Origin of the sequence: Xanthobacter agilis, from assembly GCF_021730435.1 — a bacterium.
In the GTDB taxonomy this organism is placed as follows: domain Bacteria; phylum Pseudomonadota; class Alphaproteobacteria; order Rhizobiales; family Xanthobacteraceae; genus Xanthobacter; species Xanthobacter agilis.
This window is the reverse complement of record NZ_JABWGX010000019.1, coordinates 58,641-83,881: the sequence shown is the minus strand read 5'-3', so window position 1 is coordinate 83,881 and position 25,241 is coordinate 58,641. Positions and strand designations below refer to the sequence as shown.

Below are 25,241 nucleotides of genomic sequence, written 5' to 3'. Positions count from 1 at the left end.
AGTTTCGCCGTGACCACCCTTGCCGAGACCCGCGCCATTCTCACGCAAGCCGAGTTCGCCTATCCGGTGGAGACCGTGTGGCGGGCCATGACCGATTCCGAGTGGCTCGCCGTATGGTTCTTTCCCAACGACATCCAGCCGGTGCTGCAACACAGGTTCACCATCTGGAGCCGGCCGGTGGAGCGCTGGGACGGCGAGTTCCAATGCCAGGTGACCGAGGTGGTGCCGGAGGCGCTGCTGAAATTCACCTGGCGCGGCGGCCATGAGGAGTTGAAGGGCTTCGGCCGTTATATCGACACGGTGGTGACCTGGACCCTCGCCCCCACCGAAACCGGCACCCGCCTGATGTTCTCGCACGAGGGCTTCGCCACCGACGAGGCGTCGAACGGGGTGTTCGAGATCATGTCCAAGGGCTCGGAAAGCGTGCTGCGCGCCCTCGCCAAGCGCCTGCCGGACCTGGTGGAACACGGCGCCTGAACGGACCGGGTTCCAGCCACGGGATACAAAAGGGGCCGCGCCTCGCGACGCGGCCCCCGGTTCCGCCGCCACGCCGGGGGCGTGAGGCGCGCGTGCGCTTATGGACGGCGCGCGCTCATGTGGTGCGGGTTCACGCGGTTCGGGTTTACTTGGTCCGGGTTCACTTGGCCTAGTTCACTTGGCCTAGGTTCACTTGGCCTGGGCCACCAGCGGGCAGCCGCCGTCCGCCAGGGGGCGGAAGGCCTCGTTGGCGGGAATGGTCGCCACCAGCTCGTAGAGGTCCCAGGGGCCCTTCGAATCGGCCGGCTTCTTCACGCGGAACAGATACATGGGATGGGTGGCGCGGCCGTCGATGCGCACTTCGCCCTTGCCGAACAGCGGGTCGTTGATGGGGGTGGCGCGCATCTGCGCCATCACCTTCGGCGCGTCCTTGGTGCCGCTCGCCTTCACCGCGTCGAGATAGTGCATGGCGCTGGAATAGACGCCGGCCTGGGCGCTGGTGGGCATCTTGCCGCCGAACTTTTCGGCAAACCGCTTGGAGAAGGCACGGGTGTCGTCGTTGAGGTCCCAATAGAAGGCTTCGGTCAGCAGCAGCCCCTGCGCCGCCTGAAGCCCCAGCGCCTTCACGTCGCTGGAGAAGATGAGCAGTCCCGCCAGCGACTGGCCGCCCTGGGTGATGCCGAACTCGGAGGCCTGCTTGATGGCGTTGATGAGGTCCGAACCGGCATTGGCAAGGCCGATCACCTTGGCGCCGGACGACTGGGCCTGGAGCAGGAAGGACGAGAAGTCGGTCGCGCTCAAGGGATGCTTCACGCTGCCGGCCACGGTGCCACCGGCCTTCTTCACGGCGGCGGCGGCGTCGCGTTCCAGGGCGGCGCCGAAGGCGTAGTCGGCGACGATGAAGAACCAGGGCGTGCCGCCCTGCTTGGTCAGGGCCGATCCGGTGCCATTGGCGAGAGCCCAGGTGTCATAGGTCCAATGGACCGTGTTGGGCGAGCACTTGGCGCCGGTGAGGTCGGAGGTGCCGCCGCCGGAAACCAGGAAGATCTTGTTCTTCTCGCGGGTGACGTCGTTCACGGCCAGCGCCACCGATGAGGTGGTGGTGTCCATGATGACGTCCACATGGTCCTGATCGTACCATTTGCGGGCGATGGCGGAGCCGACGTCGGGCTTGTTCTGGTGGTCGGCGCCGATGACCTCCACCTTGACGCCCTTGTTCTTGGCCATGAAGTCCTCGGCCGCCATTTGCGCGGCCACCAGCGAGCCGGGGCCCGAGATGTCGGCATAGAGGCCGGACATGTCATTGAGCACCCCCAGCTTGACCGGGATATCCTGCGCCCTGGCGCCGGTCGCGGTGAAGGGCGCGCCAAAGGACGCGCCAAGGGTGAGCATGGCTGCGGCGAGCAGCAGATTGCGTGTCTTCACTGTTTCCTCCCATGTCGGAGCCCGTTCGCGCTCCAGATTTTTTGCAAGCATAGCCGAGTGGATCGGCGGCGCGCGCCCTTTCACGCAAAACTGAGCGACAGGGTGTGAAGAAGTCTCGCCGCGCCGTCCCATCGCGGGCCGGCGTCACGCCATCTTCAGGGTCACGCCCCCATCCACCACCAGATCGAGCCCGGTGACATATTTGGATTCGTCGCTGGCCAGGAACAGGGCCGCGTAAGCCACGTCCCAGGCGGTGCCCATGTGGCCCATGGGCACCTGCGCGTCGCGGGCTTTCCACATGGCCTCCACGTCGCCGCCGGCGTAGCTCCGCGCGAGCCCGGTGGATTTTTCCACCATCGGCGTCTTCATCAGGCCGGGCAGCACGCAGTTCACGCGGATGTTCCGCGCCGCATATTCCACCGCGGTGGTGCGCGAGAGGTGGTTCATGGCCGCCTTGGTCGCGTAATAGGTGGCATAGGGCACGCCGGTGTAGCGGATCGAGGCGATGGACGAGATGTTGACGATGGAGCCGCCGCCCTGGCGCGCCATCACCGGGATGACGTGCTTCATGGCGAGGTAGCAACTCTTCAGATTCACCTGGAACATGCGGTCCCAGACCTCTTCCTGGAGCTCCACCACGCCGCCCACCTCGGCGAGGCCCACATTGTTGTCGAGCACATCGATGCGGCCATAGCGCGAAACGCAGGCCTCGACGAAGGCGGCGATGTCGCCCGGCTTCGACACATCCGCCCGGAACGGCTCGGCCTCGCCCCCCTCGGCGCGGATGAGATTCACCGTTTCTTCCGCTGCGGCAGGGTTCACGTCCACGCAGAACACCTTGGCGCCCTCGCGGGCGAACAGCACGGCGGTTGCCTTGCCGTTGCCCCAGCCCGGCCCCACCGCGCCCGCGCCCACCACCAGCGCGGTCTTGCCCGAAAGCCGCTCTCCCATCGGTTCCTCCCTTGATTCTTCATTGTCCGCCCGCGTGCGGGGCGGTGATTTGTGTGCGCATCCGCGTTGGCGCGCGGCGCTCAGCCTTCGACGGGGTGGTGACGCGCGGTGATCTCCGCCCGCAGCACCGTCTTCAGGATCTTGCCGTAATTGCTCTTCGGCAGCTCGTCGCGCCGCTCGTAGCGCTTGGGGCGCTTGAAGCGGGCGATGGAGGACAGACAATGGGCGTCGAGCGCGGCGTCGGTGACATCCATGTCGGGCGCGGTGACTACATAGGCCACCACATTTTCCCCCCACTCGGGGTCGGGCTCGCCCACCACGCACACCTCGCGCACGGCCGGATGGGTCAATAGCGCCTCTTCCACCTCGCGCGGATAGATGTTGGTACCGCCGGAGATGATGACATCCTTCGAGCGGTCGGTGAGGGTCAGGAAGCCGTCGTCGTCCATGCGGCCGAGGTCGCCGGTGAACAGCCAGCCGTCCCGGATGGCGTCGGCGGTGGCCTTGGGGTTGCGCCAATAGCCCCGCATCACTGTGGGGCCCTTCACCACGATCTCGCCGGTCTCGCCCGGCGGCAGGGTGCGCCCGTCCTGGTCGGCGACGCGCACCTCCACCACGCTTTGCGCCACCCCGACGGAGGCGAGCCGGGCGCGGCCGCGTTCGCTCGCGGTCTCGGCATGGAAGGTGCGGGCGAGGGCGGTGATGGCCATGGGGCTCTCGCCCTGGCCGTAGATCTCGACGAAGCGCTGGCCCATCACCGCGATGGCGTCCTCGAGGTCGGCCAGATACATGGGCGCGCCGCCATAGATGATGGTCTTGATGCCGGCGCCGTTCTCGCCCCGGCGCCGGGCGGCATCGGTCAGTCGGCGCACGATGGTGGGCGCGGCGAAGAAGGTGAGGTTGCCCAAAGCGTGGCCAAGATCCAGCACTTCGTCCGCATCGAAGCCGCCGGAGGCGGGCACCACATGGCGGGCGCCGACCCGCACATGGATGAAATTGTACATGCCCGCCCCATGGGACATGGGCGCGGCATAGACGATGGCGTCCTCCGCGTGGGCCTCATCCACATCCGCGAGATAGGAGAGTGACATGGCGGTGAGGTTGCCGTGGCTCAGCATCACCCCCTTGGGGCGCCCGGTGGTGCCCGAGGTGTAGAACAGCCATGCGAGATCGTCGCTCTCGCAGGCCAGGGGCTCGGGGTCCGGCGGCGAATCATACAGGCGGGTGAAGCCGGGACCGTCCACGTCCACCAGCGGCGGCAGGGCTTCGCTATCCGCCACCGCGTGCAATGCCTCCAGTGTGTGGTCGGCGACGAAGGCGAGGGTGGCCTCGGCATCGGCGAAGATCCAGGCGGCCTCGCGCCCATGCAGCTTGGCGTTCACCGGAACCGCCACCGCGCCAGCCCACCAGATGCCATAGAGGCATTCGAGGTAGCGGGTGCGGTTGGTCATGAACACGCCGACGCGGTCGCCGGGGGCGATGCCGTGATGGTCCCGCAAGGCGCGGGCGATGGCGCCGGCGCGGTGGGCAAAAGTGCGGTAGTCGGCGTCCACGCGGGTGCCGTCGAGCAGGGCGGGCGCATCGGGGCCAAGCTGCGCCCGCGCCAGGAGCCAGCGGGCGATGTTCATGGCCGCCCCCGGACAAAGCGGGCGCAATGGGGGCGACAGCCGGCGCGATGGCCGGACGAGATTGGCGTCATGTTTCCGTCCCTTCGGGGATTTTTCCCCGCCGCGCCGGTGGTCCGGCGTCGCGTCATGGTCGTCCGCTCAGGAAAGCCTTGGTGACAGGTCGGCGGCAATGCGTAGAATTACGCGATCTTCTGTCTCGGAGGGGTGGCGTGGCGTGCGGGGATGACGATCTGGCGGAGGGGTTCCGGAGCGCGCCGGTGGCGCTGGCCCTGTCGCGACATCGCATCATCCAGGCCTGCAACCGGGCCTTCGCCGCCTTGTTCCGCGCCGAGGCCGACGCGCTCGCGGGGCGTTCCCTGGCGCTGATCTATCCCTCCGTCGATGCCTTCGCAGACGTGGTGGAGCATTGGCTCGGGCCGCTGCGCGACGGGGCTGAATTTGCCGACGAGCGCTTCATGAAGCGGGGCGATGGCGATGTCTTCTGGTGCCGGGTGGCGGGGCGCTCGCTGACCCCGGCCGATCCGCTCGCCCGCGCGGTCTGGAGCTTCGCAGAGCTGCCGACGCCGCCGCATCTCGATCAGGCCCTGTCGCGGCGGGAGCGGGACGTGGCCTGCCATGTGGCGCGCGGGCGCACCAGCAAGGAGATCGCCAAGCTCATGGGCCTGTCGCCGCGCACGGTGGAGGGACACCGGCTGCGGCTCATGCGCAAGCTGAAGGTGAGCAACGCCGCCGAATTGAACGTGCGCATGGGCGGCGGTGTCATTTGAGCCATCTGCGCCGTCCTACGGGATAACGGTTGCGCCACCGCCGCATTCTGATCGCGCTCCAGATGGCGAAACGGGGATAAGGGAAACCATGTATCTCGGCGTGATTATTGCGACCATGCTGGTGCTGCCGCTGGCCTCCATCGGTCTGGAACTGGCGTTGCATGGCGGCGCGCTGCTGCCGCTCGCGGGCAAGTGGTTCACCTTCTGGGGGGTGGGCGTGCGCGTCATGCTGGCGGCGGTGAAGCAGATGACGCAGCCGGCTTTCACCGCCGAGATCCTTCAGGTCAGCGATCCGCGCGCGCATATCCTGGTGCGCGAGCTGGGCTTCGCCAATGCGTCCATTGCCCTGATCGCCCTGGCATCGCTGGTGGTGCCGGCCTGGGGGGTGCCGGCAACGCTCGCCGGGGCCGTGTTCCTGGGCCTTGCCGGCATCCAGCACGCGCTGCGGAAGACGCGCAATGGCAAGGAGACCATCGCCATGGTCTCCGATCTCGGCCTTGCCGCGCTGCTTGCGCTGACCCTCCTGGACCGGCTCGCCTGAGCGATCAGGCGTGCACCATGCCGGACACGCCGGCGAAGGCGCCGTCCGCAAGCTCCGCCACCAGCAGCCGGGCGGGGTCCACCGGGCCGGGCAGGGTGACGACGCCGAACGGCACCGGCTTGAAGCCGAACTTGGCATAATAGGGGGCATCGCCCACCAGCACCACGAGCCGGTGTCCCGCCGCCTTGGCCGCCTCCAGCGCCACGTCCATCAGCCGTCCGCCGATGCCCACCGACTGAAACGGCGGCTCCACGGAGAGGGGACCCAGCAGCAGGGCCGGAGTGGTGCCGATCCGCACCTGGGTCAGCCGCACCGAGCCCACCAGCATGGTGCCGACCCGCGCGGTGAAGGACAGGGTCCGCTCATGCGCCGCCTGCTCGCGGATGCGGAAGGCGGTGCGCGCGAACCGTCCGGGGCCGAAGGTGCGCTCGTGCAGCCGGTCCACGGCCGCGTCGTCGTGGGAGGTCTCAATGGCGATGGTGAGGGGAAGTTCGGTCATGATCGTCTTCGGCACTTTCAGGCAGGAACAAGCATCCCGCCCGGACCTCGGCGCGGGGCGGCGCCGAAAGTGCGTCAGGCGGGCAGGGCGGCGCGTGCGCTCCGGCGCACCGCGATCATTCGTCGTCGTTGCTGGCACTTGGCCATGCGCGTCATTTCGACGGTTCCTTATCCTCAACGGCGCGGGCGATAGCATGCCGGTTCGCGCCGGTCCAGGGGGTGAGCCGGCAAATGGATGCCGCCACGCAAACGGCGTTTGCCCCCGCGCCCATGGCCGTGGAGTGCTTGAGCTGCCATGTGACGGCGGGGCCGATGGCACGGTGAGCATGGCCCGACGATGGCCGCACACGCTACAGTGGGGCGGCGCGCAGGCACGGGAGCAATGCGGATGGGTCTTCTCATCGACGGCGTCTGGCACGATCAATGGTATGACACCGCCAAGACCGGCGGGCGCTTCGAGCGGCAGGCTTCGGGCTTCCGCAACTTCATCACCGCCGACGGCGCTCCGGGGCCGAGCGGGGAGGGCGGCTTTCCCGCCGCGGCGGGGCGCTACCATCTTTATGTGTCGCTGGCCTGCCCGTGGGCCCACCGCACCCTCATCATGCGGGCGCTGAAGGGGCTCGACGCCATCATTTCCGTGAGCGTGGTGGACCCCTTCATGGGCGCTGAGGGCTGGACCTTTCCCGCGCCCGATCCGGTGCTCGGCAAGACGCGGCTGCACGAGGTCTATACCGCCGCCGACCCCACCTATTCGGGGCGGGTGACGGTTCCGGTGCTGTGGGACAAGGCGCGCGGCACCATCGTCAGCAACGAATCCGCCGAGATCATCCGCATGTTCAACGCGGCCTTCGGCGCCATGACGCTGGTGAGCGACGATTATTGCCCCGCGCCGCTGCGGGCCGAGATCGACGCCATCAACCAGGTGGTCTATGACGAGGTGAACAACGGCGTGTACAAGGCCGGCTTCGCCACCATCCAGGCCGCCTACGCGGAGGCGGTGGGGGTGCTGTTCCGCCGCCTCGACGCGTTGGAAGACCAGCTCTCGCGCCATCCCTATCTCGTCGGCGACAGGCTGACGGAAGCCGACATCCGCCTGTTCACGACCCTGGTACGGTTTGACGCGGTCTATGTGGGCCACTTCAAGTGCAACATCCGCCGCATCGCGGATTATCCGGCGCTGTTCAATTATCTGAAGGCGCTCTACCAGCACCCGAAGATCCGCCCGACAGTGGATTTCACCCACATCAAGCGGCATTATTACGAGAGCCACAAGACCATCAACCCCACCGGCATCGTTCCGGTGGGGCCGTTCCAGGATCTCGACGCGCCACACGATCGGGGCCGGTTCGCGGCAAGCTGAAGCGGAGCCGTCGTTAAGTCGTCATCCGTCCCGCGCAGGAAGGGCCGGCGGGCCGCGGGGTGCCGGCGCCGCGTGGTCGGTTTGGCGCATCCCTCAGTGAGGACTGATCTTGAACCCACCTCTGCATACCGAGCGCCACGTCGTTGACCGCATCGGCTGGCTCCGAGCCGCGGTGCTCGGTGCCAACGACGGCATCATTTCCACCTCGTCTTTGATGGTGGGCGTCGCCTCGGCGGCGACCTCGTCGCAAGACGTGCTGGTGGCGGGCATCGCGGGCATCGTCGCCGGCGCTTTGTCCATGGCCGCGGGCGAATATGTCTCGGTCAGCTCCCAGGCCGATACCGAGGCGGCCGAACTGGCGCAGGAGAAGCGCGAGCTTGCCGCCATGCCCGCCCATGAGACACGGGAACTGGCCGCCATCTATGTGGGGCGGGGCGTGGAGCCCGAGCTTGCCATCAAGGTGGCCGAGCAGCTCATGGAGAAGGATGCCCTCGGCGCCCATGCCCGCGACGAGCTGGGCATCTCGGATGTGGTGGTGGCGCGACCGATCGAGGCGGCGCTGACCTCCGCATGCACGTTCTCGGCCGGCGCCATCGTGCCGATCATCGTCGCTGCCCTGGCGCCGGCGAGTGTGCAGGCGATTTCCATTTCGGCGGTGTCGCTGGTGCTGCTGGCGGTGCTCGGCGCCCTCGGTGCGAAGGTGGGCGGCGCGCCGATGCTCAAGCCCACCCTGCGGGTTGCCTTCTGGGGTGCGCTGGCCATGGCGGTCACGGCCGGCGTCGGCCATCTGGTGGGGGCGGCGATCTAGAGCATCTTCAAGCGAAGGGGATGCCGGTTCGCTTGAAAAATACGTCAATGCAAAGACCTGGAGCGCATAAAGACTTGGAGCGGATGACGTGAGCCGGCGCGAACGGAAGACGCTCCAAGCCGTTGCCATGATCGCCGGCCGGGCCGGCGGTCAGACGCCGTAGATCCAGCCGTAGCGGTCGAGCAGCGCCGGACCCTGGCGGCGCAGCACCAGATCGCGGGCGAAGCGCGGCGGCCCCGACAGGTGATAGACGATGCCGTTGCGGCGGGCCTCCCGCTGGATGCGGGCGGTTCGTGCCTGCCGCGCGTTCTCGTAGCTCTTGAGGGCGGCGGCGGCATCGCGATGGCTGGTGATGGCCCGGGCGAGGGCGGCCGCGTCCTCGATGCCCTGGGCCGCGCCCTGGGCGAGGAACGGCAGCATGGCATGGGCGGCGTCGCCCAGCAGCGTCACCCGGCCCGAACTCCAGCGCGGCAGCGGGTCGATGTCATAAAGGCCCCAGCATAGAAAATGGGGCGCGCTTGCCAGGAGCTTGCGCACCTCGCCGTTCCAGCCGGCGAAGGCCTGGTGCACCGCCGCGCTCTCGCCGGGTGCGTTCCAGCGGGCGACGGGCTTGGTTTCCTTCACGATGGCGACGAGGTTCAGGCTGGCCCCGCCCTTCACCGGATAGGCCACGAGATGGGCGTCGCGGCCGAGATAGAGCCGCACCTCATTGGGATAATCGTCGGGCACGTTGACCGTGGCGCGATAGGCGACGCGGCGGGCGAACACGGGCGGCGCGGTATGACCCAGGTGTGCCCGCACCATGGAGCGCACCCCGTCCGCGCCCACCAGGATGTCGGCGCCGTGGGCGATGAGGTCGCCGCCTTGGTTCACCACCGCGCGCACGCCGCCGAAGGCGGGCTCCACGGCGGTTAGGTCGGCGCCGAGGGCGATGGCGACCCCTGCCTCGGTGGCGGCTTCCGCCAGGAGATTCTGCAGGTCGGCGCGATGCACCACCAGGAATGGCGCGCCATAACGGGTGGTGGCGCCGGCATATTCGGCGCGGGTGAGGGTGGCGCCCGTGCGTCCGTCGCGCACATCCAAGGCGTTCGGCGCCACCGCGACGGCTTGGAGCCGGTCGAGCAGGCCGAAATCGCGCAGGATGCGCGTGGCGTTGGGGGTGAGCTGGAGGCCAGCGCCGACCTCGCGCAGCCGCTTCGCCCGCTCCACCACCTGCACGATGACCCCGGCGCGGCGCAGGGCGATGGCGCAGGCGAGGCCGCCGATGCCGCCACCGACGATGACGGCGCTGCGCGCCGCGAGCTGCGGCTTGGGACGGAAGGGAATGGGATCGGGCATTTCAGTTCCGGCCACCGTGGCGGCCGGCGAAAAGCGGTGTCAGGCGGCGGCGGATGTCTCGCCGTCGTCGTGCCACACGCAGGCTTCGGGCTTGGCCGCGCCGGGGGCGAGGTCCGGATTATAACGGTAGAGCGTGGAGCAATACGGGCAGACCTTTTCCGTATCCTCACCCAGGTCGAGGAAGATATGGGGATGGTCGAACGGCGGCTTCGCGCCGATGCACATGAACTCCTTGCTGCCCACCTCGATGGTCGTGAGCCCGAGGTCGTTGCAGAAGTGAGGAATGCCGGTGTCCGCCATGGCTCTGCCTGTGGTCGCCCTGCGTAGAGAGGATCTAAAAAGCGCCGCGACCTTAGCCCCTGACGGGCGCGGATGAAAGGGGGCCTGCCGCGTCACAAGCGCCGGAGCCCCACTTGCGCACGGTTGCCGCAGCGGCCGCCTGCGGCTATGGTGCCCCTCAGCCCATACGAGAGAGGGAGGCGGCATCCATGCGTTTTGTCCTGCGCGACTGCGCCTTTCCCGTGCCCGGGCCACGCCACGCGCTCGCCCATCCGGCACGCATCGCCGGATGAAGCTGCCTCGGCAGCCGAGCGCCGATGGCCATGGCGGCCCGATATCGAGGCTGCCGGGGTGAGTGCGAAGGGCGGCTTGGCGGGTCCACCACGGTGGACCGGTCGCCGGCCGCACGGCACGAATCGCGTGCCGGCTTTTCATGAGCCCGCTGCCACCCCTCCCGATTTCACCTCTGGCGCACCGCGCCACGCATTGTCACTTTAAAGGGACCGGCCCGGCGCTCCGCGCGGCCGGATCGTCGCATGTCGCTCCGTTCGTCTTCCCGCCCGGCCGGCTCGGCCGCCGTGTTCTCCTTCCTGTGGCGCTACTGGCGCCGCCGGCCGTGGCTGGTCGCCGCGACGGCGGGCGCGGTGCTGGTTTCGGTGGCCTGCGAAGTGCTCGTGCCGCTGTTCGCCGGCCGGCTGGTGGAGGCGGTGGCGGTCTCCGGGACCGATCGCGCGGCGGCGCGCGCCGCCGCCGTGGAGGCCTTCCTGGCCATGCTGGCGCTCGGCGCGGGCATGCTGGTGGCGCGCCATCTGTCGTTCGAGACCCTGGTGCGGCTCACCCTTGGCTCCATGGGCGACATGGCGGCCGAGGCGTTCGCGCGGGTGCAGCGGTTCTCGGCCGACTGGCACGCCAACAGCTTCATGGGCTCCACCGTGCGCAAGATCTCGCGCGGCATGTGGTCGCTCGACCTGCTCGACGACACGCTTCTGATCGCGCTGCTGCCGTCGCTGGTGGCGCTCCTGGGCTCGGCGCTGCTGCTCGGCCTTTATTGGCCGGTGATGGGGCTGATCGTGGCGGCGGGGGCGGCGGCATTCGTGGCGCTCACGCTGGTGCTGTCGGTGAAGGTGGTGGCGCCGGCGGCGCGGCTGTCCAATGCCTGGGACACGCGGGTGGGTGGCGTGCTGGCCGACGCGGTGGGCTGCAACGCGGTGGTGAAGGGCTTCGGCGCCGAGGCGCGGGAGGACTCGAGGCTCGCCCACGCCCTCGGCAAATGGCGCACGCGCACCGAGCGGACCTGGTTGCGCGGCACCTGGGCCGGCACCCTCCAACTGGTGATGCTGCTGGCGCTGCGGGCGGCCATCATCGGCGCCGTTCTGGTGCTGTGGTGGCGTGGACAGGCGAGCCCCGGCGATGTCGCTTATGTGCTCACCACCTATTTCGTGGTGCATTCCTACCTACGCGACATTGGCATGCATGTGCACAATCTCCAGCGCTCGCTGAACGACCTGGAGGAGCTGGTGGCCCTCGACCGCCAGCCGGTGGCCCTCGCCGACAAGCCGGGCGCGCAGGCGGCGCAGGTGCGCGAAGGGCGCATCGCCTTCGAGGGCGTGACCTTCCATTATGGCGCTCACGCCACGCCGCTCTATCGCGACCTGTCCGTCACCATCGCCGGCGGCGAGCGGGTGGGGCTGGTGGGCCATTCCGGCTCGGGCAAGACCACCTTCGTGAAGCTCATCCAGCGCCTTTATGACGTGAGCGGCGGCCGCGTCACCGTGGACGGCCAGGACGTGCGGGAGGTGACGCAGGCCTCGCTCCGCCGCGCCATCGCGGTGGTGCAGCAGGAGCCGGTTCTGTTCCACCGCTCGCTCATGGAGAACATCGCCTATGGGCGGCCCGACGCCTCGTTCGCCGAGATCACGCGCGCCGCGCGGCTCGCCCATGCGGCCGATTTCATCGAGCGCCTCCCGCATGGCTACGGGACGCTGGTGGGCGAGCGCGGGGTGAAGCTCTCCGGCGGCGAGCGGCAACGGGTGGCCATCGCCCGCGCCTTTCTCGCCGATGCGCCGATCCTGATCCTCGACGAGGCCACGTCCAGTCTCGATTCGGAGGCCGAGGCCATGATCCAGGACGCCATGGAACGGCTGATGGAGGGGCGCACCACCCTTGTCATCGCCCACCGGCTGTCCACCGTGCGCGCCCTCGATCGGCTCCTGGTGTTCGACCATGGGCGGATCGCGGAGGAGGGGCCCCATGACGTGCTCGTCCACCGCGAAGGCGGGCTCTATCGCGCCCTGTTCGAGCGGCAGGCGCTGGATCTGGCCGCCTGATCGATCCGCGGGGCGGCATGCACCCCTCGCGGACCTCCACCCTCTCGCGTCTTGGCGGGGGCGGGGCCATATGGGGGGTGTCATGATGCGCCTGCTCGCCGCCCTCGCTGTTCTGGCCACCCTGCTCGGGGCGGCGCCCTGGCTGGTGCCGGTGGCGAAGGAGAGCGTGCGCCTGATCGCGGCGCGGGATGATCCGGCCGCGCTTACCGATCTCGGTTTGCGGGACTTCTCCGCTACCGATGCGGCCGCCGCCATCGACGCGGCGCTGAAGGCGGACGACGCGGCCCTCGCCGCCTCCTATCTGGAGCTGGCCGACGCGCGCGCTTTGGCACTGCCGCCGGAGCTGCGCGCCCGCGTAGCGGCGGCGAACGCGCCCACGGCGGAGGCGCTGCGCGCCGCGCGGGCCTTCGGCGCCGGCTTCGTCCTGGGCCAGCCGGAGGACATGGCGGGGCTCACCGGGGCCGTGGTGGGCGATCTGATGGTATGGGGCGACATCCGCGATGCGGCCCGCGAGGGCTGGAAGCTGGCGTGGGGAGACGATGCGGACGAATTGATTCTCGGCCTGTCGGCGGTGGGGCTCGCGCTCACGGTCGGCACCTATGCGACCGGTGGGGCAAGCCTTCCGGTCAAGGCCGGCATCACGCTGGTGAAGGTGGGGGAGCGCACGGGCAAGCTGTCCGTCGACTTGGCGCGCAGCCTCACGCGGGCGGTGCGCGAGAGTGTCGATCTCGCCGCCCTGCGCCGGCTCGCGGCCCATCCGGGCGCGGTGGATGCGGCGGCGCTGAAGGGGGTGGTGCGTACCAACCGCGTGGCGCGCCTCGCCGGCATGCTGGACGACGTGGCGGTGGTGCAGGCGAAGGCGGGCACCACCGCCGCCCTCGAAGGGCTCCGCGTGGCGGACAACGGGCACGACCTGGCCCGCGTGGCGCGGCTCGCGGAGGCCAAGGGCGGGCAGACGCTGGCCATTCTGAAGACCCTGGGGCGCGGCGCGATCGTCGTGACCGCCACGCTGCTGAAGCTGGTGTGGTGGACGCTGGCGGCGGCGGCTTACGTCTATCTCGTGGTGTCCTCGGCCAATGCCTGCTGCGTCGCCTGTGCCCGGCGGCTGTGGCGGCCCGGTCGGCGCCGGCGCGCGGCGTAGATCACGGCGCCGGACGGACGTGGGGTGTCTCGATAGCCGCTCCGGTCGGGCATTCCGGATCGCGAGGCCCGGAGGAGGGGCGGGGTTGGCAGCGGCCGGGCGCGGCACTAGGGTCGCGCACTTTTTTCAGCGCGGGTTCGCCATTTCAGTGCGGGTTTGCCCGCCGCCGCGCGAAGGACCCCGCCGGGGGTCGTTTCAGGAACCGCTCCATGCCCCATTTCGATTCCGACGGCATCGACATCGCCTATCTCGACGTGGGCGCCGGCGATCCGGTGCTGCTCATTCACGGCTTTGCCTCCAACAAGGAGATCAACTGGGTCGGGCCCTCCTGGGTGAAGACCCTTACCGATGCCGGCTATCGGGTGATCGCCTTCGATCATCGCGGCCACGGCGCATCCGGCAAGGTCTACGACCCGGCGCTCTACAACACCGCCCGCATGGCGGAGGACGGACAGCGCCTGCTGGCGCACCTGGGCATCGAGCGGGCCGATCTCATCGGCTATTCCATGGGCGCGCGGGTGGGAGCCTTTTCCGCCTTGCTGTTCCCCCACATGGTGCGGTCGCTGGTGATGGGCGGCCTCGGCATCCATCTGGTGGATGGGGTGGGGCTGCCCCAGTCCATCGCCGACGCCATGGAGGCGCCGAGCCTGGAGGCCGTTGGAGATCCCATGGGCCGCATGTTCCGCAGCTTCGCCGATGCCAACCGGCAGGATTTGCGGGCGCTCGCCGCCTGCATCCGCGGCTCGCGCCAGGTGCTGACAGCGGACGAAGTTGCCCGCATCTTCCAGCCGGTGCTGGTGGCGGTGGGCACCCGCGACGCGGTGGCGGGCGATCCCCGCCCGCTGGTGGATCTGCTGCCGGACGGTGAGGTGCTCGACATTCCCAACCGCGATCACAATCCGGCGGTGGGCGACAAGGTGTTCAAGCAGGGGGTGCTGGAGTTCCTGCGTCGCCGGCCGTGAGCGATCCATTCCCCCATTCGTGAATGCCGGAGCCGCCGCGCCCGCTCTCTCCGTGTCGCGCTGCATGTGCTAAGAAGAGGGCAGGTTTCCCTTATCTAAGGAGGCAGGCATGGGACAAATTCCGGTGCCGGTTCAGCCTGGGACGGTCGTGCAGGGCGATGCGCCCGCGGTCCGGCTCACCAGGGCGCCCGTGGATCGCTGGCATGACGTGGTGGACCCGGTCTGGGCGCGCGTGCGCACCGAGGCCGAGGAGGCCGTGGACCGCGAGCCGCTCATGGCCGCCTTCCTGACCGGGGCCGTGCTGGGCCAGCCGAGCCTGGAAGCCGCCGTCGGGCAGCGCATCGCCCAGCGGCTCGACCATGCGGATGTTCCCTCGCCGGTGGTGCTGGCCGCCTATCTCGAAGCCACGAGCGACGATAAATCCATCGCCCAGGCCCTGCGCGCGGACATCTCGGCGGTGGTGGACCGCGACCCGGCGGCTGGGCGCGCGCTGGACCCGGTGCTTTATTTCAAGGGTTTCCACGCGATCCAGGCCCATCGCCTCGCACACTGGCTGTGGATGCGGGGGCAGGCGGATTTCGCCCTTTATCTGCAAAGCCGGGTGTCGAGCGTGTTCGCGGTGGACATCCATCCCCAGGTGCCCATGGGCCGCGGCATCTTCCTCGACCACGCGACCGGGGTGGTCATCGGCATGACGGCGGTGATCGAGGACGATGTCTCGATCCTCCAGGGCGTCACCCTCGGCGGCACCGGCAAGGAGAGCGGCGACCGCCACCCGAAGATTCGCCGGGGCGTGCTCATCGGCGCCGGGGCCAAGGTGCTCGGCAACATCGAGGTGGGCCGCTGCGCCCGCGTCGCCGCCGGTTCCGTGGTGCTGAAGCCGGTGCCGCGCAACACCACGGTGGCCGGCATTCCGGCCAAGGTGGTGGGCGAGGCCGGGTGCGCCGAACCCTCCCGCTCCATGGACCAGGTGTTCGAGGACATCGCCATCTTCGCCGGCGCCGACATCTGAGGGCCGACCGGGCGTTCGGGTCCGGAGTGATCGCCACGGTGCCTTGCCACCGTGGCGATATCTGGGATTTGCGCGCGATCATGCCTTGAATGCGCCCGTGTCGGCGGCCATAACGCGGCCTTGCGACTTCAGGAGGCCTCGTTGGAAAAGAAAGAACTCGAAAGCATTCAGCGTTATATGCGCAACCTCTTCGGCAACCCGCAGATCAAGGTGACGGGACGCCCGAAAAAGAAGGATTCGGCCGAGGTCTATATCGGCGAGGAGTTCATCGGCGTGCTGTTCGAGGACAAGGAAGACGGCGACCTCTCCTATAATTTCCAGATGGCAATCCTCGACACCGATCTCGAGGACTGAGCTTTCTGCCCGTTCCTCCATGTCGCTCCACTCCCGAAGCGCGGGGAGGGGACGCCTGGACTCGATGACATGCGGCTCTCATGTTGTTGAGGTATGGATTTCCTCCGGAAGTTCTTGGTGAGGGAGAAGGGCATGAGCGGGCCGGAGATGAGCGGGCCGGAGATGGCAGGTGGGGTGTCGTCGCGGGCGCAGGGCGGCTCGGCGGCGCCGTCGTCGGGCGCGGTCCATGCCAGCAACCATGCGGGCCATGAAAACGCCCACGGCCTCGAACCCGGCCACGATCACGACCATGGCCATGCAGGCCACGACCATGACCACGACCACGGGCATGGTGGCCATGGGGGTCACGTTCATGCCATGCCGCAGTCGCTGCGGGCCTTCGCCATCGGCGCTTCGCTGAACTTCGGCTTCGTGGTGGTGGAGGCGGGGCTTGGCCTGTGGGCCGGGTCGCTGGCCCTGGTGGCCGATGCCGGTCACAATCTGTCCGATGTGCTCGGTCTGCTGCTGGCCTGGGGCGCGGCGTGGCTCTCCCGGCGCGCGCCCACCGCGCGGCGCACCTTCGGCTATGGCCGCTCCTCCATTCTCGCCGCCCTCGCCAACGCCATCCTGCTGCTGGTGGGCACCGGTGCCATCATCATCGAGGCGCTCTCGCGCGTGGATGACCCCGAGCCGGTGAAGACCGGCGTGGTGATGGTGACGGCACTGGTGGGCGTGGCGGTCAATCTCGGCACCGCCATGCTGTTCATGGCCGGGCGCAAGGGCGACCTGAACGTGCGCGGCGCCTTCCTGCACATGGTGGCCGATGCCGCCGTGTCGCTCGGCGTGGTGGCGGCGGCCGCCCTGATCGCGTTCACCGGCTGGCTGTGGCTCGATTCGGCGGTGTCGCTGGTGATCGCCGCGGTCATCATCGTGTCCACCTGGGGCCTGGCCCGCGACAGCGTGGATCTGGCCCTGGACAGCGTGCCGGCGAACGTCGACCGCGCGGCGGTGGAGGCCTATCTCGCCAGCCTGCCGGGCGTGAGCGAGGTGCATGATTTGCACATCTGGGGCCTCTCCACGACCGACGCCGCCCTCTCCGCCCATCTGGTGCGCCCCGGCGCGGAACTCGACGACGCCTTCCTGGAAGCGGCGGTGCTGGCGCTGAAGACGCGCTTCGGCATCGCCCATCCCGTGCTTCAGGTGGAAGAAGGCAAGATGGCCTGCACCCTGGCGCCGGCCGAGGTGGTCTGACGCCCGCGTCTCCTCCGCCCGCCTCCGCGCTCAGGCGGCCTTAACGGGGGGCAGCCCCTCCAGGGCTTCCTTGGCGACGGGGGAGAGGCCTTCGCCGCCGGCGGCCACATGCTCGGCGATCTTGGCGCGCATGCGCGGATCCCAGAACTTGCGGATATGGGTGCGGGTGGCGTCCACCGCCGCCGTGTGCTGCTGCTGGGCAAAGGCGGTGGCGATCTGGTTCGCCATGTAGACGAGCTTTTCGGCGGTGCTATGCGACATGTGCGTGCCGTTCTTGAGCGCTGGCGAGCGCGATGCGCTCGGGGTGGGTGAAGATTTCGAAGCCGTCCGCGCGCACCACCGCGCACAGGGTGATGCCCGCCGCTTCCGCCGTGCGGATGGCGAGCGCGGTGGGCGCGGACACCGCCGCGATGATGCCGGTGCCCAGCACTGAGGCCTTCTGCACCATCTCGACCGACACCCGGCTGGTGAGCACAAGCAGCCCCTTTGAGGTGTCGAAGCCGTGGGTCACGGCCATGCCCACCAGCTTGTCGAGGGCATTGTGCCGGCCCACGTCCTCGGCCATGGCAAGGATGCCGGCGTCGGGCTCCGCATAGGCCGCCGCGTGCACGGCGCGGGTCTCGTGGTTCAGCCCCTGGAGCGGCCCCAGGGCGGCCATGGCGGCAAGGATCTCGGCCGGCGTGAGGCGGAGGTTGCAGGTGACGCGGGCCGCGGGTTTTACCGCCTCGGCCAGGCTCTCCACTCCGCACAGGCCGCAGCCGGTGGGTCCGGCCAGGGCGCGGCGGCGGGCCGAGAAGCCGCGCATGTTTTCCTCGGCGATCCACAACCGTGCCTCGATGCCATCCTCCACGACGAGTTCATCGATGGAGAGGATGTCGGCCGGCGCCGCCACGATGCCCTCGGTGAGGGCAAAACCCAGGGCGAAGGCGCGGATGTCCGTGGGCGTCGCCATCATCACGGCGTGGGTGGTGCCGTTGAAGGTGAGGGCGACCGGGGTTTCCTCCGGAACCGTTCGGGTGCCTTGGCTGACGACGTCATCGCGCACCTGCACGCGCGCCACCCGCCGCGCCGGATCGGGCGCGGGGAGATCCTGCGGCAAGGCGCAGGTGATGGGCGGCTCGCGTGTGTCGGTCATGGGTGGTTCGGTCGCCTCTCGATCAATGGAGGTCTTATCGGCTCCGGGGCATTCTCCCGCGTGCGGGGGAGATGGGCGAGGGAAAATGGCTCCAACGTCCGGGCCATCGGTGGTGGCGGTGGCTTGTGGCCGGAGCGTCCGGCTGGGGGATGATCCCGCCGTCGGACACGGTCGGCGTCGTGCCGAATCCATGCCCCTGCCGGGGTGAGGGCGGCCCCGGCAGGGGCGGCGCGGTGAGGGAACCGCGCCGGAGCTATTCCGCCGCCTCGACGGCGATGCGGCGGCTTTTCTTGGAAAGGTCCTCGTATTCCTCCTGCCAAGGCGTCGGGCCGTTGGACGGCGAGACCTGCACCGCCGTCACCTTGTATTCCGGGCAGTTGGTGGCCCAGTCCGAGAAGTCGGTGGTGACGACGTTGGCCTGGGTCACCGGGTGATGGAAGGTGGTGTAGACCACCCCCGGCGCCACCCGTTCCGAGATCACCGCCTTGAGCGAGGTGGCGCCCGAGCGGCTTTCCAGCTTCACGACGTCCCCGTCGCGGATGCCCCGGTTTTCCGCATCATGGGGATGGATCTCCAGCACGTCTTCCGGATGCCACGCCACGTTGGCGGTGCGCCGGGTCTGGGCGCCCACATTGTATTGGCTGAGGATGCGCCCGGTGGTGAGCAGCAGCGGGAAGCGGGGGCCGGTGCGCTCGTCGGTGGGCACGTATTCGGTGAGCATGAACTTGCCCTTGCCGCGCACGAAGCCGTCGATGTGCATCACCGGCGTGCCGGTGGGGGCCTTCTCGTTGCAGGGCCATTGCACCGAGCCCAGTTCCTCGAGCTTCTGATAGCTCACGCCGGTGAAGGCGGGGGTGAGGGCGGCGATCTCGTCCATGATCTCAGAGGGATGGGCATAGTCCATCTTGAAGCCCATCGCGTCGGCGAGCATCAGGGTGACTTCCCAGTCCGCATAGCCGTTCTTGGGCGCCATCACCTTGCGCACGCGCTGAATGCGGCGCTCGGCATTGGTGAAGGTGCCGTCCTTCTCCAGGAAGGTGCAGCCCGGCAGGAAGACATGGGCGTAATTGGCGGTCTCGTTCAGGAACAGGTCTTGCACCACCAGGCATTCGAGCGCGGCAAGACCGGCCGAGACATGCTTGGTGTCGGGATCGGACTGGAGGATGTCCTCGCCCTGCACATACATGCCCTTGTAAGTGCCCTCCACCGCCGCATCGAACATGTTGGGGATGCGCAGACCCGGCTCGTCGTCCAGGTGCACGCCCCACATGGCTTCGAACGCGGCGCGGGTGGCGTCGTCCGAGATGTGGCGATAGCCCGGCAGCTCGTGGGGGAAGGAGCCCATGTCGCACGAGCCCTGAACATTGTTCTGCCCACGCAGCGGGTTCACGCCCACGCCCTCGCGGCCGATATTGCCGGTGGCCATGGCGAGGTTGGCGATGGCCATCACGGTGGTCGAGCCCTGCGAATGCTCGGTGACGCCGAGGCCATAATAGATGGCCCCGTTGCCGCCGGTGGCATAGAGCCGGGCCGCCTTGCGCACCTGCTCGGCCGGCACCTGGGTGTACTTCTCCACGCTCTCGGGGCTGTGGCGCGCGTCCGCCACGAACGCCGCCCACTCCTGGAAATCGTCCCAGTCGCAGCGCTCGCGCACGAAGGCTTCGTTCACGAGCCCCTCGGTGACGATCACATGGGCCAGCGCCGTCACCATGGCGACATTGGTGCCGGGCTTGAGCGCCAGGTGATAGGCCGCCTCCACATGGGGCGAGCGCACGATGTCGGTGCGGCGCGGATCGATCACGATCAGCTTCGCGCCCCCGCGCAGCCGCTTCTTGAGGCGCGAGCCGAACACCGGGTGCCCGTCGGTCGGGTTGGCGCCGATGATGAGCACCACATCCGCCTTCTCGACGCTGTCGAAGTCCTGGGTGCCGGCGGAGGTGCCGTAGGTCTGGCTGAGGCCGTAGCCGGTGGGCGAGTGGCAGACGCGGGCGCAGGTGTCCACATTGTTGTTGCCGAAGCCGCCGCGGATCAGCTTCTGGACCAGATAGGTTTCCTCATTGGTGCAACGCGACGAGGTGATGCCGCCGACCGCGCGCTTGCCGTACTTTTCCTGGATGCGCTTGAACTCGGAGGCGGCGTATTGGATCGCCTCCTCATAGCTCACTTCCTTCCACGGCTCGTGGATGGACGAGCGGATCATGGGCTTGAGAATGCGATCCTTGTGGCTCGCATAGCCGTAGGCGAAGCGGCCCTTCACGCAGGAGTGGCCCCGGTTCGCCTTGCCGTCCTTGTAGGGCACCATGCGCACCAGCTCGTCGCCGCGCATCTCCGCCTTGAAGGCGCAGCCCACGCCACAATAGGCGCAGGTCGTCACCACCGCATGCTCAGGGGTGCCGATGTCGAACATGGCCTTCTCGTTGAGCGTGGCGGTGGGGCAGGACTGCACGCAGGCGCCGCACGAGACGCACTCGGACGTGAGGAAGTTTTCATCCATGCCCGGCGAGACGCGGCTGTCGAAGCCGCGTCCGGAAATGGTCAGCGCAAACGTGCCTTGCACCTCCTCGCATGCCCGCACGCAACGGTTGCAGACGATGCACTTCGACTTTTCATAGGTGAAATAGGGGTTGGACTCGTCCTTCCCCATCTTGGTGTGGTTCTCGCCGTCATAGCCGTAGCGCACCTCGCGCAGGCCCACGACGCCGGCCATCTCCTGAAGCTCGCAATCGCCATTGGCGGAGCAGGTGAGGCAGTCGAGCGGGTGGTCGGAAATGTAAAGCTCCATCACCCCCTTGCGGATCTGCTTCAGCCGCTCGGTCTGGGTCTTCACCACGATGCCCTCGGCCACCGGCGTGGTGCAGGACGCGGGGGTGCCGTTGCGGCCCTCGATCTCCACGAGGCACAGGCGGCAGGAGCCGAAGGCGTCCAGCATGTCGGTGGCGCAGAGCTTGGGGATCTTGTTCCCCACCTCCATCGCCGCACGCATGATCGAGGTGCCTTCGGGCACGCTCACGCGCATGCCGTCGATGGTGAGGGTAACCAGCTTCTCGGAGGTGGAAGCCGGCGTGCCGTAGTCGATGTCGGTGGTGAGGGACATTTGGCGTTCCTCCTGATTATTCTGCGGCGGCCGGCAGGCTCGGCGTGTCGCCGAAGTCTTCCGGGAAATGGGTGAGGGCGCTCAGCACCGGATAGGGGGTGAAACCGCCCAGCGCGCACAGGGAGCCGAGCTTCATGGTGTTGCAAAGGTCGCGCAACAGCACGAGGTTCTGCGCGCGCTGCTCGCCGGCCATCACCTTGTCGAGGGTCTCGACGCCGCGGGTGGAGCCGATGCGGCAGGGGGTGCACTTGCCGCAGCTCTCGTGGGCGCAGAACTCCATGGCGAAGCGCGCCATATCCGCGAGGTCCACGCTGTCGTCGAACACCACCAGGCCGCCATGGCCGATAAGCGCATCCTTGGCCGCGAACGCCTCGTAATCGAACGGCGTGTCGAACTGGTGCACCGGCAGATAGGCGCCGAGCGGGCCGCCCGCCTGCACCGCCTTGACCGGACGGCCGGACGCCGTGCCGCCGCCGATGTCATTGACCAATTCGCCCAGCGTGATGCCGAAGGCGGTCTCGAACAGGCCGCCAAACTTGACGTTGCCGGCGATCTGGATGGGCATGGTGCCGCGCGAACGGCCCATGCCGAAATCGCGATAGAAGCTGCCGCCCTTGTCCAGGATCACCGGAATGGTGGCGAGCGACACCAGATTGTTGATGACGGTCGGCTTCTGGAACAGGCCCTTGTGGGCCGGCAGGGGCGGCTTGGCGCGCACCAGGCCCCGCTTGCCCTCCAGGCTTTCGAGCAAAGCGGTTTCCTCGCCGCACACATAGGCGCCGGCGCCCATGCGCATTTCCAGGTCGAAATCGAGTCCGGAGCCGAGGATGTTCTTGCCTAGCAGTCCCGCATTGCGGGCCTTCTCGATGGCCTTCTCCATCACCACGAAGGCGAGCGGATATTCAGAGCGGGAATAGACATAGCCGCGCGTGGCGCCGACCGCGAGGCCGGCGATGGTCATGCCCTCGATGAGGCAGAAGGGGTCCGCCTCCATGATGAGCCGGTCGGCGAAGGTGCCCGAATCGCCCTCGTCGGCGTTGCAGACGATATAGCGCTGGTCGGCGGGGGCCGCCGCCACGGTGCGCCACTTGATGCCGGTGGGAAAGCCGGCGCCGCCGCGTCCGCGCAGGCCGCTTTCCACCACCTCTTCCACGGTGGCGGAGGGACCGATCTCGATGGCGCGCTTCAGGCCGCGATAGCCGCCGTGGGCTTCGTAATCGGTGAGCGAGAGCGGATCGATGATGCCGACGCGGGCGAAGGTGAGGCGCGTCTGCTTCTTGAGATAGGGGATCTCGTCCACCACCCCCACGCACAGCGGGTGGTCGGCGCCGTGGAGCATGCCGGCTTGGAGCAGGCTTTCAATATCGGAGGGCTTCACCGGGCCGTAGCCCACGCGCCCCTTTTCGGTCTCCACCTCGATCAGCGGCTCCAGCCAGAACAGGCCGCGCGAGCCGTTGCGGGTGATGTCGGCGGTGACGCCGCGCGCGAGCAGCTCATGCGCCAGCTTGCGGGCGATGCGGTCGGCGCCGCAGGCGACCGCGGTGGCGTCATTGGGAACGAAGATGCGGGGGGACTTCATCACGCGTCTCCGAAGCTTTTGCCGTTGGCGAAGCAATCCGCCATCTCATCGATGGTGCCCGCGTCCAGCCGGCCGACCAATTGCCCGTCCACCAGCGCGGAGGGGGCGCAGGCGCACAGGCCGAGGCAATAGATGGGCTCCAGCGTCACCTTCCCGTCGGGCGAGGTCTCGCCCATGCCCACGCCGAGCTTGTCCTCGGCATACGCCGCCAGTGCCTTGCCGCCCATGGACTGGCAGGCCTCGGCGGCGCACAGCTTCACCACATGGTGGCCCGGCGGCTCGCGGCGGAAGTCGTGGTAAAAGGTGAGCACGCCATAGACCTCGGCGCGCGAGAGATTGAGGCTCTCCGCGATCAGCGGCACCGCCGGATCGGGCACGAAGCCGAAGGTCTCCTGCAATGCGTGCAGGATGGGCATGGTCGCCCCCTCCAGGTGCCGATGGTCCGCGATCACCTGAGCTGCGCGCTCGGTGCTCCAATCCTCATAGACCGCCATGGGCGTCCGCCTTCCCGCGTCAGACTGTTCATCCGGGCCGCTCGGGGGCGACCCTTCCTTGTGATGATTTCAAACAGACTGTCACAAAAGCGGCGCGGATCAATGCAGCCGTGGGATGGTGCGATAGAACATTTCTATGGTCATCATCGCCCGTCGGGGGCCGCGACGTCGCGTTATCAGGCTCCAGGCTGCGGCAAAATGGGCGCCTGGGGCCTTTGGGCGCCTGGGGTGATCGGACTTCTCTATGTGTACCCGCGTGCGCGGCGGGATGGTTTATTGCATCGCAGCAAGGGCGGGATCGGCCAGCACCTGCTGGTCGAGCTTTGGGGCAATGCGTCGCGCCTCGGCCACCAAAGCGGAAATGGTGGGGGTGGTCGGCTCCCGGTGGGGCACCACCAGGCCGATGGAGTGGGAGATGTCCGGATCGAGGATGGGAATGGAGCGCAGCACCGAGGTGAGCCCGAGGGAATCGGCCAGCATGGCCGGCATCACGCTGGCCCACAGGCCGGTGCGCACATGGGTGAACAGCACCGTCATGGAATTGGATTCGAGGGTCGGCTTCGGCTGCGTGCCAGCGGCGGCGAGCAGGCCATCCACGATGCGGCGGTTCTGCATGTCGGGGGTCAGGAGCGCGAGCGGCAGTTCCGACACTTCGCTCCAGGTCACGCTGGCCCGATCGCCGAAGCGGGCGGTGGCGGCGGTCACCAGGCGGTAGCGCTCGCGATAGAGCGGCACCGTGTTCACCCGGCCCAATGGCTCGTTGTCGAGATAGGTGATGCCCGCGTCGATCTCCAGGTTTTCGAGATCGCTCAGGATTTCCAAGGAGGTGCGGGAGATCACCGTGAACCGCACGTCGGGATGGCGGGCGCGGAACGGTGTGGTCAGCGCCGCCACCATGGGCAGCGCGGTGGGGATGGCGGCGATGCGCAGCGGGCCGGACAGGCCGCGCTTCAGCGCATCGATGTCCTGCCGCATGGCGCGGGCGTCGGAGACGATGCGCCGGGCCCATTCCAGCGTCCGCTCGCCTTCGGGCGTGAAGCCCATGAAGCGCGAGCCCCGTTGCACCAGCAGCACGCCGAGCGTGTCTTCGAGCTGCTTGATGCCGGCTGAAAGGGTGGGCTGCGTGACGCCGCAGGCTTCGGCCGCGCGGCCGAAGTGACGTTCACGGGCAAGGGCTATGAGGTATTCGAGTTTGTCGATCATCCCCGCCATATCAGGGACACGGCGCGGATTGCGCAACTCCCCATCGTCGCTGCGCTGCAGCGCGCGGCGTCTTCGACACGGCGGTTTCGGACAGGGCGACCGGAGTGATTCGCTTCTCTCGGATTCGTGACTGTCGAAGCGGGAACTTTGGGTTTCGCGTCAACCTTTTTTTCACATCTCCCGCGTCGGTGCGGCGGACCGGCTGCGGTTCTGTCTGGAAGACCATCGCTGTTTCCCCGGCGCGCCTTGGCGCACGGGGCAGGAAAGGAGTTCCGCCATGGCTTCGTCCATTCCCTGTTCGGGTCGCGTGCCTCTTCTCGGCCGTTTCGGGGCGGATGCGCGTCGGTCGCGCGCGGCGTCCCGGCTGATCGCCCTGATCGCGATGCTGTTCGCGGCCCTGCTCATCGCCACCCCGCCACTCGCGCTTCTGACCGCGCCGGCCGATCTCCCGGTGGCGCCACATCCCGTGCCGCTCATGAGCTTTTCCGTCTCGCAGCTCGCCTGACACGGGCGTGCAGGGCGGCACACGCAAACACGCGGTGGTCGGAGCTTGCGCGCTCTCGGCCCGTGACGTGATTCGTCATCATGGCGCTTGCCCGTGGTGCGAGATCCGCGGCGCGATGCCGCTGCGCCCGGTG

The 25,241-nt window shown here is 68.4% G+C and carries 24 protein-coding genes; 12 read left to right on the top strand and 12 right to left on the bottom strand.

Annotated elements, in window-relative coordinates:
• Window positions 1–9: 9 nt before the first annotated feature.
• Window positions 10–477, top strand: coding sequence for an SRPBCC family protein (locus HUW53_RS14545; protein WP_237346484.1), 468 nt, complete (start codon window positions 10–12; stop codon window positions 475–477).
• A gap of 189 nt (window positions 478–666) precedes the next feature.
• Here HUW53_RS14545 and HUW53_RS14540 read toward each other — a convergent pair whose 3' ends face one another.
• The 3 genes from HUW53_RS14540 to HUW53_RS14530 form a co-directional block, all read right to left on the bottom strand.
• A complete protein-coding gene (locus HUW53_RS14540) occupies window positions 667–1,869 on the bottom strand; it encodes an ABC transporter substrate-binding protein (RefSeq protein ID WP_237346510.1) in 1,203 nt (400 codons plus the stop codon).
• 177 nt (window positions 1,870–2,046) lie between these two features.
• On the bottom strand, window positions 2,047–2,853 hold the full coding sequence (locus HUW53_RS14535) for an SDR family NAD(P)-dependent oxidoreductase (RefSeq protein ID WP_237346483.1): 807 nt from the start codon (window positions 2,851–2,853) through the stop codon (window positions 2,047–2,049).
• Between the two features lie 80 nt (window positions 2,854–2,933).
• The gene (locus tag HUW53_RS14530; protein ID WP_237346482.1) at window positions 2,934–4,481 is read right to left on the bottom strand and encodes a class I adenylate-forming enzyme family protein; all 1,548 of its coding nucleotides are present in this window, start codon (window positions 4,479–4,481) and stop codon (window positions 2,934–2,936) included.
• Window positions 4,482–4,690: 209 nt separating this feature from the next.
• On the opposite strand from HUW53_RS14530, the gene HUW53_RS22000 reads away from it, so the two are divergent.
• Both HUW53_RS22000 and HUW53_RS14520 read left to right on the top strand, forming a co-directional pair.
• Window positions 4,691–5,248 (top strand): LuxR C-terminal-related transcriptional regulator, encoded by a 558-nt coding sequence (locus HUW53_RS22000; protein WP_237346481.1) that lies wholly within the window; start codon window positions 4,691–4,693, stop codon window positions 5,246–5,248.
• Window positions 5,249–5,336: 88 nt separating this feature from the next.
• Complete coding sequence (locus tag HUW53_RS14520) at window positions 5,337–5,789, top strand: hypothetical protein (protein ID WP_237346480.1); 453 nt, start codon at window positions 5,337–5,339, stop codon at window positions 5,787–5,789.
• 4 nt (window positions 5,790–5,793) lie between these two features.
• Here HUW53_RS14520 and HUW53_RS14515 read toward each other — a convergent pair whose 3' ends face one another.
• Entirely contained in the window at window positions 5,794–6,288 is a 495-nt protein-coding gene (locus HUW53_RS14515; RefSeq protein ID WP_237346479.1) for a GNAT family N-acetyltransferase, read from the bottom strand.
• A 387-nt stretch (window positions 6,289–6,675) separates the two neighbouring features.
• Between HUW53_RS14515 and HUW53_RS14510 the strand changes: the two genes are divergently transcribed.
• Window positions 6,676–7,647, top strand: a complete 972-nt coding sequence (locus tag HUW53_RS14510) for a glutathione S-transferase family protein (RefSeq protein WP_237346478.1) — start codon at window positions 6,676–6,678, stop codon at window positions 7,645–7,647.
• Between the two features lie 109 nt (window positions 7,648–7,756).
• Window positions 7,757–8,455, top strand: coding sequence for a VIT1/CCC1 transporter family protein (locus HUW53_RS14505; RefSeq protein WP_237346477.1), 699 nt, complete (start codon window positions 7,757–7,759; stop codon window positions 8,453–8,455).
• A gap of 150 nt (window positions 8,456–8,605) precedes the next feature.
• Here HUW53_RS14505 and HUW53_RS14500 read toward each other — a convergent pair whose 3' ends face one another.
• Together HUW53_RS14500 and HUW53_RS14495 are read right to left on the bottom strand one after the other, a co-directional pair.
• On the bottom strand, window positions 8,606–9,793 hold the full coding sequence (locus HUW53_RS14500; RefSeq protein WP_237346476.1) for an FAD-dependent monooxygenase: 1,188 nt from the start codon (window positions 9,791–9,793) through the stop codon (window positions 8,606–8,608).
• Window positions 9,794–9,832: 39 nt separating this feature from the next.
• Window positions 9,833–10,093: a zinc-finger domain-containing protein gene (locus HUW53_RS14495; protein WP_237346475.1), complete on the bottom strand. Its 261-nt coding sequence runs from the start codon at window positions 10,091–10,093 to the stop codon at window positions 9,833–9,835.
• 515 nt (window positions 10,094–10,608) lie between these two features.
• Between HUW53_RS14495 and HUW53_RS14490 the strand changes: the two genes are divergently transcribed.
• The 6 genes from HUW53_RS14490 (at window position 10,609) to HUW53_RS14465 (ending at window position 17,098) form a co-directional block, all read left to right on the top strand.
• Complete coding sequence (locus HUW53_RS14490; RefSeq protein ID WP_237346474.1) at window positions 10,609–12,399, top strand: ABC transporter ATP-binding protein; 1,791 nt, start codon at window positions 10,609–10,611, stop codon at window positions 12,397–12,399.
• Between the two features lie 82 nt (window positions 12,400–12,481).
• On the top strand, window positions 12,482–13,540 hold the full coding sequence (locus tag HUW53_RS14485; protein WP_237346473.1) for a hypothetical protein: 1,059 nt from the start codon (window positions 12,482–12,484) through the stop codon (window positions 13,538–13,540).
• A gap of 209 nt (window positions 13,541–13,749) precedes the next feature.
• Window positions 13,750–14,502: an alpha/beta fold hydrolase gene (locus tag HUW53_RS14480; protein WP_237346472.1), complete on the top strand. Its 753-nt coding sequence runs from the start codon at window positions 13,750–13,752 to the stop codon at window positions 14,500–14,502.
• A gap of 109 nt (window positions 14,503–14,611) precedes the next feature.
• Complete coding sequence (gene cysE, locus HUW53_RS14475; protein ID WP_237346471.1) at window positions 14,612–15,514, top strand: serine O-acetyltransferase; 903 nt, start codon at window positions 14,612–14,614, stop codon at window positions 15,512–15,514.
• Window positions 15,515–15,655: 141 nt separating this feature from the next.
• The gene (locus HUW53_RS14470) at window positions 15,656–15,868 is read left to right on the top strand and encodes a DUF3126 family protein (protein ID WP_237346470.1); all 213 of its coding nucleotides are present in this window, start codon (window positions 15,656–15,658) and stop codon (window positions 15,866–15,868) included.
• Window positions 15,869–16,000: 132 nt separating this feature from the next.
• A complete protein-coding gene (locus HUW53_RS14465) occupies window positions 16,001–17,098 on the top strand; it encodes a cation diffusion facilitator family transporter (protein WP_237346469.1) in 1,098 nt (365 codons plus the stop codon).
• Window positions 17,099–17,128: 30 nt separating this feature from the next.
• Here the strand turns inward: HUW53_RS14465 and HUW53_RS14460 are convergent, their stop codons facing one another.
• From HUW53_RS14460 to HUW53_RS14435, 6 genes are all read right to left on the bottom strand, one after another.
• Window positions 17,129–17,359, bottom strand: a complete 231-nt coding sequence (locus HUW53_RS14460) for a formate dehydrogenase subunit delta (protein WP_237346468.1) — start codon at window positions 17,357–17,359, stop codon at window positions 17,129–17,131.
• Window positions 17,349–18,233, bottom strand: a complete 885-nt coding sequence (fdhD, locus tag HUW53_RS14455; RefSeq protein WP_237346467.1) for a formate dehydrogenase accessory sulfurtransferase FdhD — start codon at window positions 18,231–18,233, stop codon at window positions 17,349–17,351. The genes HUW53_RS14460 and fdhD overlap by 11 nt, the downstream gene beginning before the upstream one ends.
• Before the next feature lie 253 nt (window positions 18,234–18,486).
• Window positions 18,487–21,327 carry a formate dehydrogenase subunit alpha gene (gene fdhF, locus HUW53_RS14450; RefSeq protein WP_237346466.1) on the bottom strand — a complete coding sequence of 947 codons (2,841 nt, stop codon included), beginning with the start codon at window positions 21,325–21,327 and terminating at the stop codon, window positions 18,487–18,489.
• A gap of 16 nt (window positions 21,328–21,343) precedes the next feature.
• Window positions 21,344–22,906, bottom strand: coding sequence for a formate dehydrogenase beta subunit (locus tag HUW53_RS14445; RefSeq protein ID WP_237346465.1), 1,563 nt, complete (start codon window positions 22,904–22,906; stop codon window positions 21,344–21,346).
• Window positions 22,906–23,400: a formate dehydrogenase subunit gamma gene (locus HUW53_RS14440; RefSeq protein ID WP_237346464.1), complete on the bottom strand. Its 495-nt coding sequence runs from the start codon at window positions 23,398–23,400 to the stop codon at window positions 22,906–22,908. Before HUW53_RS14440 ends, HUW53_RS14445 begins: the two co-directional genes overlap by 1 nt.
• 273 nt (window positions 23,401–23,673) lie before the next feature.
• Window positions 23,674–24,603 carry a LysR family transcriptional regulator gene (locus tag HUW53_RS14435; RefSeq protein ID WP_237346463.1) on the bottom strand — a complete coding sequence of 310 codons (930 nt, stop codon included), beginning with the start codon at window positions 24,601–24,603 and terminating at the stop codon, window positions 23,674–23,676.
• 277 nt (window positions 24,604–24,880) lie between these two features.
• On the opposite strand from HUW53_RS14435, the gene HUW53_RS14430 reads away from it, so the two are divergent.
• Window positions 24,881–25,108, top strand: a complete 228-nt coding sequence (locus HUW53_RS14430; protein ID WP_237346462.1) for a hypothetical protein — start codon at window positions 24,881–24,883, stop codon at window positions 25,106–25,108.
• Window positions 25,109–25,241 lie beyond the last annotated feature (133 nt).

What these genes read in the sequence shown, in the direction of transcription:
- HUW53_RS14540 (WP_237346510.1), bottom strand. Translation starts at nt 1,869, where the DNA reads ATGCTCACCCTTGGCGCGTCCTTTGGCGCGCCCTTCACCGCGACCGGC.
- HUW53_RS14535 (WP_237346483.1), bottom strand. Translation starts at nt 2,853, where the DNA reads ATGGGAGAGCGGCTTTCGGGCAAGACCGCGCTGGTGGTGGGCGCGGGC.
- HUW53_RS14530 (WP_237346482.1), bottom strand. Translation starts at nt 4,481, where the DNA reads ATGAACATCGCCCGCTGGCTCCTGGCGCGGGCGCAGCTTGGCCCCGAT.
- HUW53_RS14520 (WP_237346480.1), top strand. Translation starts at nt 5,337, where the DNA reads ATGTATCTCGGCGTGATTATTGCGACCATGCTGGTGCTGCCGCTGGCC.
- HUW53_RS14515 (WP_237346479.1), bottom strand. Translation starts at nt 6,288, where the DNA reads ATGACCGAACTTCCCCTCACCATCGCCATTGAGACCTCCCACGACGAC.
- HUW53_RS14510 (WP_237346478.1), top strand. Translation starts at nt 6,676, where the DNA reads ATGGGTCTTCTCATCGACGGCGTCTGGCACGATCAATGGTATGACACC.
- HUW53_RS14500 (WP_237346476.1), bottom strand. Translation starts at nt 9,793, where the DNA reads ATGCCCGATCCCATTCCCTTCCGTCCCAAGCCGCAGCTCGCGGCGCGC.
- HUW53_RS14495 (WP_237346475.1), bottom strand. Translation starts at nt 10,093, where the DNA reads ATGGCGGACACCGGCATTCCTCACTTCTGCAACGACCTCGGGCTCACG.
- HUW53_RS14490 (WP_237346474.1), top strand. Translation starts at nt 10,609, where the DNA reads ATGTCGCTCCGTTCGTCTTCCCGCCCGGCCGGCTCGGCCGCCGTGTTC.
- HUW53_RS14485 (WP_237346473.1), top strand. Translation starts at nt 12,482, where the DNA reads ATGATGCGCCTGCTCGCCGCCCTCGCTGTTCTGGCCACCCTGCTCGGG.
- HUW53_RS14480 (WP_237346472.1), top strand. Translation starts at nt 13,750, where the DNA reads ATGCCCCATTTCGATTCCGACGGCATCGACATCGCCTATCTCGACGTG.
- cysE (WP_237346471.1), top strand. Translation starts at nt 14,612, where the DNA reads ATGGGACAAATTCCGGTGCCGGTTCAGCCTGGGACGGTCGTGCAGGGC.
- HUW53_RS14465 (WP_237346469.1), top strand. Translation starts at nt 16,001, where the DNA reads ATGAGCGGGCCGGAGATGAGCGGGCCGGAGATGGCAGGTGGGGTGTCG.
- HUW53_RS14460 (WP_237346468.1), bottom strand. Translation starts at nt 17,359, where the DNA reads ATGTCGCATAGCACCGCCGAAAAGCTCGTCTACATGGCGAACCAGATC.
- fdhD (WP_237346467.1), bottom strand. Translation starts at nt 18,233, where the DNA reads ATGACCGACACACGCGAGCCGCCCATCACCTGCGCCTTGCCGCAGGAT.
- fdhF (WP_237346466.1), bottom strand. Translation starts at nt 21,327, where the DNA reads ATGTCCCTCACCACCGACATCGACTACGGCACGCCGGCTTCCACCTCC.
- HUW53_RS14445 (WP_237346465.1), bottom strand. Translation starts at nt 22,906, where the DNA reads ATGAAGTCCCCCCGCATCTTCGTTCCCAATGACGCCACCGCGGTCGCC.
- HUW53_RS14440 (WP_237346464.1), bottom strand. Translation starts at nt 23,400, where the DNA reads ATGGCGGTCTATGAGGATTGGAGCACCGAGCGCGCAGCTCAGGTGATC.
- HUW53_RS14435 (WP_237346463.1), bottom strand. Translation starts at nt 24,603, where the DNA reads ATGATCGACAAACTCGAATACCTCATAGCCCTTGCCCGTGAACGTCAC.
- HUW53_RS14430 (WP_237346462.1), top strand. Translation starts at nt 24,881, where the DNA reads ATGGCTTCGTCCATTCCCTGTTCGGGTCGCGTGCCTCTTCTCGGCCGT.